Source organism: Ensifer sp. Root954 (assembly GCF_001429005.1).
Lineage (GTDB): Bacteria > Pseudomonadota > Alphaproteobacteria > Rhizobiales > Rhizobiaceae > Ensifer > Ensifer adhaerens.
Genome location: NZ_LMJM01000023.1, coordinates 249,643 through 263,019, shown reverse-complemented (window position 1 = coordinate 263,019; position 13,377 = coordinate 249,643). Strand labels below are relative to the sequence as shown.

The window sequence follows — 13,377 nt, the reverse complement described above, 5'->3', positions numbered from 1 at the left end:
GGCTTTTATTCCCATAATTCAAATGCCGCATCGGTCCGCGGACTGCATTGCCCTTGTTGTCGCACTTGGCCTATAGAGCAACCCGAAAACGGCGCGGGCCGGAGACAGCGAGGAACGGAATGGACATCCGCTTTACCGATTGCGCGGTCCGCTTCGGCGAGCGGGTGGCTTTGCACCCCTTGACGCTCACGCTCAACGAAAAACGCATCGGCATCATCGGCCTCAACGGTTCCGGCAAGACAACCTTCGCCCGACTGATCAACGGTCTGGTGAAGCCTTCCTCCGGCGGCGTTACGGTCAACGGGCTCGATACGATCAAAGACGACCGCGCCGTGCTTTCCGAGGCCGGCTTCATCTTCCAGAACCCGCACAACCAGCTGATCATGCCGATCGTCGCCGAGGACATCGCCTTCGGGCTGAAAAACCGCGGGCTTTCGCGCGAAGAAGTCGACCGCCGCATGCAGGCAGCACTTTCGCGCTTCGGCATCGAACACCTGGCAAGGCGACGCGTGCATGAGCTTTCGGGCGGAGAAACGCAGCTCGTCGCCATGGCGAGCGTCGTCGTTACCGATCCGAAAATCCTGATCCTCGACGAGCCGACGAACCAGCTTGACCTGAAGAACCGCCGCCGTGTCGCTGTTGCGATCGACGACCTGCCGGAGGATACGGTGGTGATCACCCATGATCTCGGGCTCGTCGAGAATGTCGAACGGCTATTGCTCTTCCATGAGGGCCGTCTTGCCTTCGACGGCAACCCGCAAGACGCGATCCGCCGCTATCACGAGATCGCCGGATGCTGACGAGCCTGCACATCGAGGGCAACAGCTTGCTCCACCGGCTGCCGGTCAGGGTCAAGCTGATGGCACTCGTGGCGTCGAGCATCGGCCTTTTTTTGAGCGCTTCGCTCGCGGTTCAGGCGATCGCCTTCATCGTGGCCGCCGCTCTTTATCTCTGCGCCGGCCTTACGCCCAAGGAGGCGCTGAAGCGCGTCGGCTTCGTCTTCCTGACGATCTTCTTTCTGGCGGCCGTCAATCTCTTTTACCTGTCCATTGCCGAGGTCGCCGCGTTAACCTTGCGGCTGATGGCGCTGGTTCTGTTTGCAGCCGCCGTCACGGCGACGACGACGATCAGCGCCTTCATGGACGAGATCACCATCCTCTTGAGCCCGCTGGAACGGCTGGGCTGGCTGAAGGCGGCCGATGTCAGCCTGGCGCTCGGGCTCGTACTGCGCTTCGTCCCGGATATCTTTGCGCGCTATCAGGCAATCCGCGAAGCCCATCGCGCCCGCGGACTGCCCGTCCGGCCGTTGACGATCATAGGGCCGCTGATCATCCTGACGCTGAAAGATGCCGACACGATTGCTGCCGCGATTGACGCGCGCGGATTTCGCCGTCAATAAATTCGCGAATTCTAAAAAACAGGGAAGCGGAACTACATGAATACCAGAGATCTCGTGCTCATCGCCCTCTTCGCCGCGATCGTCGTCGTACTCGGCTTCATTCCGCCGATCACGCTCGGCTTCATTCCGGTCCCGATCACTGCGCAATCCATGGGCGTCATGCTCGCCGGCTGCATTCTCGGCGCCAGGCGCGGCGCGCTCGCCTTCCTGCTGTTCCTGCTGCTGGTCGCCATCGGCCTGCCGGTGCTTTCGGGCGGCCGCGGCGGTCTTGCGGTCTTTGCCGGCCCGTCGGGCGGCTTCATCATCGGCTGGGTCGTTGCCACCTTCGTCACCGGCCTGATCGCCGAGCGCACCGTGCGCGAAGGCCAGGCCGAAACGCGCCAATTCATCGGCTTCTTCCTCGCCTCCGTCCTCGGCGGCATCGTCCTGCTCTATGCGATCGGCATGCCCTGGGTTTCTGCCGTCACCGGCACCCCGCTCATGACCGTTGCAGCCGGCTCGCTCGCCTTCATTCCGGGCGACCTGCTGAAGGCTGCGATCGCGACGCTTGCCGCACGCGCGGTCTACGCCGGCTATCCGCTGTTGCCGGCCCGCGCCTGAGCCCATGCCGTTTGCCGCCGCGATCCATCGCCACGCGCAAGACCATCCGCATGCCCCGGCCTTCCAAATCGAGGGCCGGGTTTTCACTTTTGGTGACCTCGCTCGCATCGCCGGCGCACTTGCCGAACGTTTCGGAGATTTGGTTGCCGAACGCCGCAGCGTGCTCGGCGACCGCTCTCGCCTGATCGCACTGGAGACGGGCAATCATCCGCTCTTCGCCGCTTCCTTCTTTGCCGCCACCAGCGGCGGCAACTGCGTCGCGCTGATCGATCCGCATCTGCCGGAGGCGACGCGCCAGACGATGCACGATCGCTTGTCGCCCGATCTCATTGTTAGGGCCGATGGCGCCAACCTTTCGCTCCATGCGCCCGCAAGCGGCAAAACGCGAACCTTTCGCGAGACCGACGGCAGCGAGCGAAAGCCGCTCGCAATCGGCGACGACACGGAACCATTCCTGATCGTCTTCACCTCGGGCACAACAGGAACGCCGAAAGCGATCATCCGCGATCGCGGTTCGTGGCGCAGGAGCTTGGCCACAGGCGAAGCCTTCTTCGGCATCGACCGCGCCACCCGCACCTTTGCGCCCGGTCCGCTCGCGCACGGGCTGACACTTTATGCGCTTGCCGAAACCCTTGTCGCCGGCGCCGAATTCATCGGGGCCGCACATTTCGAGGCTTCCCGGGCGATGTCCATCGTCGAGGCGAAAGAGGTCAAGCGACTGGCGCTGGTGCCGACGATGCTGCGGCGGCTCTGCGCTGCAGCCGCCGGCCGGCCGCAAACATCCGTCACCCAGATCACCGTCGCCGGCGCCAAGCTGACCGAAAACGATCGCGACAGCGCGGCACTCGCGTTTCCGAAAGCCGATATCATCGAATATTACGGCGCCTCGGAACTGGGCTTCATCAGTGTTGCTACCAACGGCGACACCGCTTCGGCCACCGCCGTCGGCCGTGCCTTCCCGGGTGTTACGCTCAGCATTCGCGACGACAGGGGGGGCGAAATGCCAACCCGTGAGACGGGCACGATCTTCGTCGACAGCGCCCTCATATCCGACGGGTATGTCGGCACCACCGATAGTGCCGGCTTCCGTCGTCTCGGGTCGCTGGCGACGGTCGGCGATCTCGGCTTCCTCGATGAGTGCGGCACCCTGCACCTCCTCGGCCGGTCCGGCGGCATGGTGCTTTCGGGCGGCAACAACATCTACCCGCAGGAAGTGGAAGCCGCGCTGACCGCAGATCCCGGTGTGCACGCCGCTCTCGTCCTCGGGCTCGACCACCCGGATCTCGGCAGCGAACTCGCCGCCGTCATCGAGCCGGAAGGCGGTATGTTTGATCGAGAAGCGCTTGAGCGTCATCTCGCCGCCCACCTGCCGCGCTATAAGCATCCGCGCCGCATCTGGCTCTGCCTGAATATGCCGATGACGCAGTCGGGCAAGGTGGCGGCGGGCACGCTCAGACAATGGATCGCGGATGGAAACGATGCTCTCGAACTCATCGACTGACCCGGCACGCATACCTGTCATTATCGCCGCTCTCCGCACACCGATCGGCCGCGTCAACGGCACGCTTCGCGATATCGAACCGTCGCAGCTGGCGGCACCGCTGATCGCCCGTATTCTCCGCGATACCGGTGTAAAGGCGAGCGAGATCGACGACGTTCTTCTCGGAAACGCCGCCAACAGCGCCGGCAATCTCGCCCGGCTCGCCGCCCTCGAAGCCGGCCTGCCGGTCTCGACGCCGGGTGTCACCGTCGACCGCCAATGCGGTTCCGGGCTGGAGGCGATCACCCTTGCCGCACGGATGATCCAGGCGGGCGCCGGCCGTTTCTATCTGGCCGGCGGCACCGAGAGCGCCAGCCGTGCGCATATCCGCCTGAGACCGCCGCTGGAGCGCGGCGGCGAACTCGCGCCGGTCAAGCGCGCCCGCATGGCACCGGACGAGATCGGTGATCCGGATATGGGCGTCGCCGCCGAAAACGTCGCGACCGCCTGCAAGATCTCCCGTGAGCGTCAGGACGCCTTTGCGCTTCAAAGCCACCGTCGCGCGGTCGAGGCTGCCGTTGCCGGCCGCTTCGCCCGCGAAATCGTGCCGGTCGAAACGGCGGCAGGCTCTGTGTCGCGCGATGAGTGCCCTCGTGCCAATGCTTCGCTGGAGACGCTGCAACGGCTGAAGCCGGTCTTCGTCGAGGGCGGGACGGTAACGGCCGGCAATGCCTGCCCGATCAACGACGGCGCGGCGGTGGTGCTGGTGACGAGCCTTGCCGAGGCCCAACGACTTGGCGTTTCCTCCGCACTCGAATTCGTCGATGCGGCGACCGCGGGCGTCGATCCCAATCTGCTCGGGCTTGGCCCGGTTCCGGCAATGCAGAAGCTGAAGGCACGGCAATCCGCGCTCGATCCGGCAAAGGTCGATTTCATCGAATTCAACGAGGCCTTCGCCTCGCAGGTGCTCGGCAGCCTCGACCAACTCGATATCGCCGCGGAAAGGGTCAATCTCGACGGCGGCGCCATCGCACTCGGCCATCCCTATGGCGCCTCGGGGGCGATCCTCACCGTCCGGCTTTTCTCGCAGATGCTGGCATCGCCGAAAGGCACGGAAGGACTGGCGATGATGGGCGTCGGCGGCGGCATGGGCATCGTTACCCTGTTTCGCGCGGTTTAGGCGGCGCAATTCCGGACGGAAAACCGCTTCGCATAGTACGCGACACTGGTCTGGTAACGAGATAGATACCCCCTCTGCTCCGCCGGACAGAGGGTGTGGCGCCTTTTGCCTGGACGGGCCAAAAACACCATGAAAGCTGGAGCGTCGTCTATTGTGACGGCTTCGCGCTTTTCCTGGAATTGCTTTGGCTAAACCGAATAGGCCGCCAGCCATTCGCGCGTCGCCGTCGGCAGCGGCAGCGGCGTGTGTCGCTGCGGATCGACCGCGACCCAGACGACCTCGACTTCGGCAGCAAGTTGGCCGCGTGCTTCGACCTTGACGACAAAACTGATCGAGCTGCCGCCGACCTTCGCCACGTTGACGGTAAGACGGGCCGGTTCGTCGTAGCGCAGACCACGGTGATAGACGCAGGCCGAGCGGCGCACGAGATAGCTCGGCTCGTTCACCACATGCGGACGGTGACGCCAGAGGCTGGAAAGCGCGGCCTCGGCGTGGGCATAATAGGCGGCATTGTGCATGTGGCCGTGCATGTCTATATCGCGAAACGGAATACGGATTTCCGTGACGTTCTCCAGCTCCCTGCCGTCCATGCGAGGCTCCCTGACGATGCGCTCCACCCTCGTTAGCCAGTTCGGTGATCCCCGGCAAGTGATTGCGATGGTCGACGCCGGGCGCGTGGCGCCTGCGGCGGGCGAAGTCGAGGTGGCGCTGTCGCTTGCCGCCATCAACCCGTCCGATCTCATCCCGGTGACTGGCGCCTATAGCGCCCGCACCACGCTGCCCTTCGTGCCGGGCTTCGAAGGCTTCGGCACGGTGACGAGCGTCGGCCCTGGCGTGACGTCGCTGAAACCCGGCGATCGCGTGGTGCCTATCGGTGCCAGCGGTCTCTGGCAGGAATATCTGATCCGGCCGGCCGAATGGTGTTTCGCCCTGCCCGACGATATCGGCGAGACCGATGCTGCCACCTGCTACGTCAATCCGCTGACGGCGCTGCAACTGGTCGAGGCGCTGCGCCAACATTTCGGCCCGCTCGGTGGCCGCCGTATCGGCGTCACCGCGGCAGGGTCGGCGATCGGCGGCATGCTGATGAAGCTGCTGGCCGGCGAAGGTGCGGATGCCACCGGGATCGTCCGCAGCGCGCGCAGCGCCGACCGGCTGGCAACTGAGGTCCCCGGCCCCATCGTGTTTGGCGACGAGGGGCGCGTGCCGCAGCTTCGCTTCGACGCAATCATCGACGCCGTTGGCGGTCCGTTTGCCGGCGATCTTATTCTGCGCACGCTCGAACCGGGCGGCGCCTTCATCCAGTATGGGGCGCTCAGCGGCGTTCCGGTGCCGCAGGCGGCGATACAGGCGCGGCCGGACATCCGCTTCACCTTCCTGTGGCTGCGGACCTGGGTGCATTCGGCCGGGCGACCCGTGATCGAAGCGGCCTTTGCCAAGAGTTTCGAAGGTTTGCGATCGGGTCTCTTTTCCAGCCGCATCGCCGAAATCTATCCGCTAAGCAGGCTCGACGCGGCGCTCGCGCATCAGGCGGATCCGAGCCGCGACGGCAAGCTGCTCATCGATCCGCGCTGTTGAAAATTGCGCCTTTCGACCGGCTCGCCATGGACCTTGCAGGGTGGGCGCACTAGGTTCCGGGCATGACCACGTTCCTCTATGAAAATCCGGTCTTTCTGGAACACGAGGTTCCGGAAGGGCATCCTGAGCGGCCGGACCGGCTGAAGGCGCTGAACCTTGCGCTCGAACATCCGAACTTCTCCGATCTCAAGCGGATCGAGGCGAAGAAGGCGAGTGAGGATCTCGTCCTGCTCGCACATCCGGAAGAGCATCTCGCTGCCGTCAGGCGCGCCATTCCGGAGGAAGGCCTCAACCATTTCGAGGCCGACACCTATGCCAGCCCCTTGAGCCTCGACGCGGCGCTAACCGGGATCGGCGGAGCGACCGCAGCGGTGGACGCCGTCTTTACCGGCGAGACCGACAACGCCTTCGTCGCGGCGCGGCCGCCAGGACACCACGCCGAGAAGAACAAGGCGATGGGGTTCTGTCTTTTCAACACGGTGGCGATCGCCGCCCGCTATGCCCAGAAGGTCCACGGCGCAGAGCGGGTCGCGATCGTCGACTGGGACGTGCACCACGGCAACGGCACGCAGGACATCTTCTGGGACGACCCCTCGGTGCTCTTCTGCTCGACGCACCAGATGCCGCTCTATCCCGGCACCGGCGCCAAGGACGAGACGGGCATCAAGGGCAATGTCGTCAACGCGCCGCTGTCGCCGAACATGGGCAGTGAACATTTCCGCGAGGCGTTCCGCAGCCGCGTGCTTTCAGCACTCACCAATTTCCGGCCGGACTTCATCCTGATCTCCGCCGGCTTCGACGCGCATCACCGCGATCCGCTGGCGCAGATCAATCTCGTCGCCGAGGATTTCGACTGGGCGACCGGGCGTCTGCACGAGATCGCCGATCGCAGCGCCGGCAACCGCATGGTCAGCCTGCTCGAAGGCGGCTATGACCTTCAGGGCCTGGCCGAATCGGCCGGCCTGCACATCTTGAGACTGATGAGAGGGTAAGCATGAACACCACTACGCAACCGGACGTTTCCGCCCTCTCCTTCGAGCAGGCCGTCGAGGAACTGGAGCGGATCGTTTCGGCGCTGGAGCGCGGCGATGTCGCCCTCGACAAGTCGATCGAGATCTACGAGCGCGGCGAAGCGCTGAAGAAGCATTGCGAGGCGCTGTTGAAGGCCGCCGAGGACCGCATCGAAAAGATCCGCCTCGACCGCGCCGGCAGACCGCAGGGCGTGGAGCCGCTCGACGCCGACTGATCGTTTCATCGCAATTCCGGGCGGAAAATCGCTTCACGCTTTTCCCGGAATTGCCAAGATCGGATTGATCGTCGCGCGGAAACACTGCGTCCTTGCTTCGCCCCTACCCGCCTGATGTCATAGGCGTTAGGACTTGAAGCGACAGCAAAAACGGGAGCACGCGCCATGTCTTTCTTTCCAGGCCCCGACCCGCTCGCCGGCGACAAGCCCGCCTGCGACGCCATCGAACATCTGATCGTTCCGCGCACCAGCGACATCGGCGGGCTGCAGGTTCGTCGCGCTTTGCCGACAGCCAAGCGCCGCCTGGTCGGCCCCTTCATCTTCTTCGATCGCATGGGTCCGGCGCTGCTGCGCGCCGGCGAGGCGATCGACGTGCGTCCGCACCCGCATATCGGTCTTTCGACCGTCACCTATCTCTTCGATGGCGAGATCAAGCACCGCGACAGCCTCGGCACCGAGATGGTCATCCGTCCCGGCGACGTGAACCTGATGACGGCCGGCCGCGGCATCGTGCATTCAGAGCGCTCGCCCGAGAACCAGCGCGGCCACGACCGTTCGATCTCGGGCCTGCAGACCTGGCTGGCGCTGCCCGATCACAAGGAAGAAATCGACCCGATCTTCAGCCATACCGAAGAGCGCATGCTGCCGCATATGAGCGACGACGGCATCAAGGCGCGGGTGGTGATCGGCAACTTCGAGGGCGCGAAGTCGCCGGTCTCGGTCTTCACCGACACGATCTATGTCGATCTCAACATTGCACCCGGCAAGAGCGCCCCCTTCGCGGCGCAATGGGAAGAGCGCGCGCTCTATATCCTCTCCGGCGAGGCGATCATTGCCGGTGATCATTTTGCAGACAACCAACTGCTCGTCTTCCGCGCCGGCGACGAGATCACGGTCACGGCCGGACCGCAGGGTTGTCACGTGATGCTTTTCGGGGGTGCTGCGCTCGGGTCGTCCCGCCACATCTGGTGGAATTTCGTTTCGTCTTCGAAGGAGCGCATCGAGAAAGCCAAGGAAGAGTGGCGCAGCGGACGCTTCGACATCGTGCCCGGAGACGAAGAGGAATTCGTTCCGCTGCCCGAGGGCTGACCGCGACCTAAAGTGGCACAGGATGGATGCGGAAAACCGCGCAACATTGCCTCATGGCGCTTGAATCGATTTCGATTCACAGAATCATGCGCTAGTCTCTTGGTTGACGACGCAGGAACGCCTAATTTTGCATTCAGCAACGATTGCGTCTAAAGAGCCGCTTCGACGGTACCCACCAACTATCGCGCGCCCGACCTTTGGGGCGCGCATGAGGCATGCAGCGTGACACAACTGCCAACCAATCCGATGCCGGCTACTCCCTTGCTCGACAAGGTGACCTATCCCGACGATCTGAAGAAGGTCGACGACAAGGATCTGCCGCAGCTTGCCGGAGAAGTCCGGGCAGAAATGATCGACGCAGTGTCGCGCACCGGCGGGCATCTTGGCGCGGGCCTCGGCGTCGTCGAGCTGACGATCGCCATCCACAAGGTGTTCAACACGCCGCATGACCGGCTGATCTTCGACGTCGGCCACCAGTGCTATCCGCACAAGATCCTCACCGGCCGCCGCGATCGTATCCGCACGCTCCGTCAGGAAGGCGGCCTCTCGGGCTTTACCCGCCGCGCCGAGAGCGAATACGACCCCTTCGGCGCCGCGCACTCCTCGACCTCGATTTCCGCCGGCCTCGGCATGGCGGTCGCAGCCGATCTCGACGGCAAGAACCGCAATGTCATCGCCGTCATCGGCGACGGTGCGCTTTCGGCCGGCATGGCCTATGAGGCGCTGAACAATGCCGGCGCGCTCGACGCGCGGTTGATCGTCATCCTCAACGACAACGACATGTCGATCGCGCCGCCGACCGGCGCGATGAGCGCCTATCTGGCGCGCCTTGCCTCCGGCCGCACCTATATGGGCATCCGCGAAGTCGGCAAGAAGCTGACCGCGTATCTCGGCAAGACCGTCGATCGCGCGATCACCCGCGCGGTCGAGCATGCCCGCGGCTACGTAACCGGCGGTACGCTCTTCGAAGAGATGGGCTTCTACCATATCGGCCCGATCGACGGGCATTCCTTCGACCATCTGCTGCCGGTGCTGCGCAACGTGCGCGACAACGCCAAGGGTCCGGTGCTGATCCATGTGGTGACGCAGAAGGGCAAGGGCTATCCGCCGGCGGAAGCTGCCGCCGATAAGTACCACGGCGTCAACAAGTTCGACGTCATCACCGGCGCCCAGGCGAAGGCGAAGCCGAACGCGCCCGCCTATACCTCTGTTTTCGCCGATGCGCTGACGCAGGAAGCCGGCTTCGACGACAAGATCGTCGCCGTCACCGCTGCCATGCCGTCCGGCACCGGGCTCGACAAGTTCGCCAAGGTCCATCCGTCGCGCTGCTTCGATGTCGGCATTGCCGAGCAGCACGCCGTAACCTTTGCCGCCGGCCTTGCCGCCGAAGGCTACAAGCCGTTCGCAGCGCTCTATTCGACCTTCCTGCAGCGCGGCTACGACCAGGTGGTCCACGACGTGGCGATCCAGGGTCTACCGGTGCGCTTCCCGATCGACCGTGCCGGTTTCGTCGGCGCCGACGGTCCGACGCATGCGGGCTCGTTCGACACGACCTATCTCGCCACCCTTCCCGGCTTCGTGGTGATGGCGGCTGCCGACGAGGCGGAACTGAAGCACATGGTGCGCACGGCTGCTGCCTATGACGCCGGCCCGATCTCGTTCCGTTATCCGCGCGGCGAAGGCGTTGGCGTCGAGATGCCGGAGCGGGGCCAGATCCTCGAGATCGGCAAGGGCCGTATCGTGAAGGAGGGCTCCAAGGTGGCGCTGCTTTCCTTCGGCACGCGCCTTGCCGACTGTCTGCTGGCCGCCGAAGACCTCGACGCCGCCGGCCTTTCGACCACGGTCGCGGATGCGCGCTTTGCCAAGCCGCTGGACCATGACCTCATCCGCGAGCTTGCCCGCAACCACGAGGTGCTGATCACCATCGAGGAAGGTGCCGTCGGCGGCTTTGCCAGCCACGTGCTGCAGTTCCTCGCCGAGGACGGCCTGCTCGACGGCGGCCTCAAGGTTCGCCCGATGGTCATGCCCGACGTCTGGATGGAACAGGCCAAGCCCGAGGCGATGTATGCCGCCGCGGGCCTCGACCGCGCCGGCATCGTCTCGACCGTCTTCAAGGCACTCGGCCAAAAGCAGGATATCGGCATCGGCGCTGCCGGCTGAGGCTTCCGTGCGACTTCAAGCAAAAACCCCGGCTCGTCCCCGGGGTTTTTGCTTTTCCGGACGGAATTGCAGGAAGGGCTCGATGGCTGCGAGCACAGGGGGCTTGCCATTGCGGCGGCAAGTCGCCATGAGAAACACATGTCAGAAGATCGCCAGAACGAAGAACACAAGAACCGGGTCCGCCTCGATCAGCTGCTGCTGAACTCGGGGCTGGTCGCAAGCCGCGCGCGTGCCCGTGACGCAATCCAGCGCGGGACCGTCAAGGTCGACGGCCGCACGGTCACCAAGGCAGCGTCCATGTTTGCCGAGAGCGTGACGATCACCATCGATGACCCGGCGCAGGACTATGTCTCGCGCGCCGCGCTGAAGCTGGTCGCGGCACTCGATCATTTCGGGCTCGACCCTGCAGGCGAAAGCTGTCTCGATATCGGCGCCTCGACCGGTGGCTTCACCGAAGTGCTGTTGAAGCGTGGAGCCGAGCATGTGGTCGCGATCGATGTCGGCCATGGCCAGATCCATCCGCGCATCGAAGGTGACGAACGCGTCACCAGCATTGAGGGCCTCAATGCACGCGCGATGACCGAGGAGGACATCGACGACCGCGAAGTCACCTTCGTCGTCTCGGACGTCTCGTTCATCTCGCTCAAGCTCGCGCTGCCGCCGGCACTCGACATGGCGATTCCCGGTTCGCACTGCATCCTGCTGGTGAAGCCTCAGTTCGAGGCGGGCCGCGACGCCATCAGCAAGGCGGGCCTGCTCAAGGATCCCGACAGCGCACCTGATGTCGCCGCCGAACTCGAGCGCTGGCTTGTCGAGGACATGGGCTGGCAAAGCCTCGGCCTTATCCCCTCCCCCATTGCCGGCGGCGACGGCAATGTCGAATACCTGCTGGCAGGCAAGAAGCCATGACCACTGAAGCCGTCACCATCAAGCGGCTGGGCGCTCAGGGCGACGGCATTGCCGAAGGTCCCGACGGGCCGATCTATGCACCCTTCACCCTGCCCGGCGAAAGCGTCGCGCTCGCCGTCAACAAATCGCACGGCACGCTGATGTCGGTGAGAGAAGCCTCACCCGAGCGCGTCGAACCGCACTGTCGGCACTTCGGGCCGGACGGCATCAACGGCACGTGCGGCGGCTGCACGATGCAACATGCCTCCGACACGCTCTACCACGGCTTCAAGCGCGATCTGGTGATCGCCGCCCTGAAATCGAAAGGGCTCACACCCGAGGTGGCGCCGCTCATCACCGCCGAGCCCGGCCAGCGCCGCCGCGCGGTCTTCACCGCCCGCAAGACCGAGAAGGATCTGCTTCTCGGCTTCAACCAGGCGGAAAGCCACCATATCGTCGCGATCTCGGAATGTCCGATCGCGAGCCCGGGTATCGTCTCGAAGCTCGCCACCATTGCCAAAGTCGGCGCGGCCATGGCCGTCAATGCCGAGCCGTTCCGCATCACCGTGCTCGAAACGCTCTCCGGCCTCGACCTCTCGGTCGATGGCATCAAGAAGCTCGGCGACCGCGAGCGCCGCCGCACGGTCGAAGCCGTGCTCGGCGAGCGCGGCATCGCCCGCGTCAGCCTCAATGGCGAGATTATTGTCGAGCCGGTGAAGCCTGTCATCGATTTCGGCGGTGTTTCCGTTTCGCCACCGCCCGGCAGCTTCACCCAGGCGACGGCGCAGGCCGAAGAGGCAATGGCGAAGCTGGTGCTCGACCATCTCGGCAAGTCCAAGCGCGTCGCCGACCTCTTTGCCGGCTGCGGCACGTTTGCGCTGCGCATCGCCCGCAAGGCGCGGGTGCATGCGGTCGAAGGCGAAGACAAGGCACTGAAGGCGCTCGATCTGGCGGCTCGCAACACGCAGGGGCTCAAGCCCGTCACCGTCGAGAAGCGTGATCTCTTCCGCCGCCCGCTCATGGCGCAGGAACTGAAGGTCTTCGACGCGGTTGTCTTCGATCCGCCACGCGCCGGCGCGGACGTGCAGTGTCACGAGATCGCCCGCTCCGGCGTCAAGAAGGTCGTCGCCGTCTCCTGCAATCCAGTGACGCTTGCGCGCGACCTCTCGATCCTCGTTGCCGCCGGGTACCGCATCACCTCGGTGACGCCGATCGACCAGTTCCTCTGGTCGGCCCATGTCGAGGCGGTGGTCACGCTGGAGAAATGAGAAAGGCCCGGCTTCCCGGGCCTTCGTTATCGTTCGACTTGAAGTCGTCTGCCAGACTGATTCACGCTTGCGTGCTATCCTCTTGTTTTTGCAATCGTCTTAGCATGAGCCGCGGACGGCGATCCGTCGTCACGCCGCGCGGCGGCGGTGTCCACCCCCACCTGTGTAAGAGCCCTGCCCTTCTCCGAGGTTGAACTGGGCAAGCAGCGCATTGAGCGAGGCTGCCTCCGACGCCAGGCCATGGCTTGCCGCCGTCTGTTCCTCGACCATGGCCGCGTTCTGTTGCGTGCCCTGATCCATGGTATTGACGGCCGTGTTGATCTCCTGGAGACCAGTGGACTGCTCGCGCGTCGCGGTCACGATCGCGCTTACGTGTCTGTTGATCTCCTGCACTTCGGCAACGATCGTCTCCAGTGCCTTGCCGGTATCGCCGACCAGCGTGACACCGTTGCGAACCTGGTTTCCCGAGGTCGTGATCAGCGCCTTGAT

General features: G+C 64.5%; 14 protein-coding genes. 12 read left to right on the top strand and 2 right to left on the bottom strand.

Annotated elements, in window-relative coordinates:
- Positions 1-119: 119 nt before the first annotated feature.
- Genes ASE71_RS15285 through ASE71_RS15265 form a run of 5 tightly spaced genes read left to right on the top strand, consistent with a single transcriptional unit; the run spans position 120 to position 4,659 of the window.
- Positions 120-800 (top strand): energy-coupling factor ABC transporter ATP-binding protein, encoded by a 681-nt coding sequence (locus ASE71_RS15285; protein WP_034801169.1) that lies wholly within the window; start codon positions 120-122, stop codon positions 798-800.
- On the top strand, positions 794-1,399 hold the full coding sequence (locus tag ASE71_RS15280) for an energy-coupling factor transporter transmembrane component T family protein (protein ID WP_082566263.1): 606 nt from the start codon (positions 794-796) through the stop codon (positions 1,397-1,399). The genes ASE71_RS15285 and ASE71_RS15280 overlap by 7 nt, the downstream gene beginning before the upstream one ends.
- A gap of 36 nt (positions 1,400-1,435) precedes the next feature.
- Positions 1,436-1,999 carry a biotin transporter BioY gene (locus ASE71_RS15275; RefSeq protein WP_060516319.1) on the top strand — a complete coding sequence of 188 codons (564 nt, stop codon included), beginning with the start codon at positions 1,436-1,438 and terminating at the stop codon, positions 1,997-1,999.
- 4 nt (positions 2,000-2,003) lie between these two features.
- Positions 2,004-3,500, top strand: a complete 1,497-nt coding sequence (locus ASE71_RS15270) for a class I adenylate-forming enzyme family protein (RefSeq protein WP_060516321.1) — start codon at positions 2,004-2,006, stop codon at positions 3,498-3,500.
- Complete coding sequence (locus ASE71_RS15265) at positions 3,478-4,659, top strand: thiolase family protein (RefSeq protein WP_060516560.1); 1,182 nt, start codon at positions 3,478-3,480, stop codon at positions 4,657-4,659. Before ASE71_RS15270 ends, ASE71_RS15265 begins: the two co-directional genes overlap by 23 nt.
- A gap of 188 nt (positions 4,660-4,847) precedes the next feature.
- On the opposite strand, the gene ASE71_RS15260 is transcribed toward ASE71_RS15265, so the two are convergent.
- Positions 4,848-5,249 (bottom strand): acyl-CoA thioesterase, encoded by a 402-nt coding sequence (locus ASE71_RS15260; RefSeq protein WP_034801160.1) that lies wholly within the window; start codon positions 5,247-5,249, stop codon positions 4,848-4,850.
- A 16-nt stretch (positions 5,250-5,265) separates the two neighbouring features.
- Between ASE71_RS15260 and ASE71_RS15255 the strand changes: the two genes are divergently transcribed.
- The 7 genes from ASE71_RS15255 (at position 5,266) to ASE71_RS15225 (ending at position 12,888) form a co-directional block, all read left to right on the top strand.
- A complete protein-coding gene (locus ASE71_RS15255) occupies positions 5,266-6,237 on the top strand; it encodes a zinc-dependent alcohol dehydrogenase family protein (RefSeq protein WP_060516561.1) in 972 nt (323 codons plus the stop codon).
- Between the two features lie 62 nt (positions 6,238-6,299).
- A complete protein-coding gene (locus tag ASE71_RS15250; RefSeq protein WP_060516323.1) occupies positions 6,300-7,229 on the top strand; it encodes a histone deacetylase family protein in 930 nt (309 codons plus the stop codon).
- 2 nt (positions 7,230-7,231) lie between these two features.
- A complete protein-coding gene (locus ASE71_RS15245) occupies positions 7,232-7,483 on the top strand; it encodes an exodeoxyribonuclease VII small subunit (RefSeq protein WP_034801154.1) in 252 nt (83 codons plus the stop codon).
- Between the two features lie 165 nt (positions 7,484-7,648).
- Entirely contained in the window at positions 7,649-8,572 is a 924-nt protein-coding gene (locus ASE71_RS15240; protein WP_060516327.1) for a pirin family protein, read from the top strand.
- A 246-nt stretch (positions 8,573-8,818) separates the two neighbouring features.
- On the top strand, positions 8,819-10,732 hold the full coding sequence (dxs, locus tag ASE71_RS15235) for a 1-deoxy-D-xylulose-5-phosphate synthase (protein WP_034801149.1): 1,914 nt from the start codon (positions 8,819-8,821) through the stop codon (positions 10,730-10,732).
- 138 nt (positions 10,733-10,870) lie between these two features.
- Positions 10,871-11,641 carry a TlyA family RNA methyltransferase gene (locus ASE71_RS15230; protein WP_060516329.1) on the top strand — a complete coding sequence of 257 codons (771 nt, stop codon included), beginning with the start codon at positions 10,871-10,873 and terminating at the stop codon, positions 11,639-11,641.
- Positions 11,638-12,888, top strand: coding sequence for a class I SAM-dependent RNA methyltransferase (locus tag ASE71_RS15225; protein WP_060516331.1), 1,251 nt, complete (start codon positions 11,638-11,640; stop codon positions 12,886-12,888). The genes ASE71_RS15230 and ASE71_RS15225 overlap by 4 nt, the downstream gene beginning before the upstream one ends.
- A 129-nt stretch (positions 12,889-13,017) precedes the next feature.
- Here ASE71_RS15225 and ASE71_RS36920 read toward each other — a convergent pair.
- Positions 13,018-13,377, bottom strand: a 360-nt coding sequence (locus ASE71_RS36920; RefSeq protein ID WP_244497369.1) for a methyl-accepting chemotaxis protein, incomplete at its 5' end; no start/stop codon positions are given.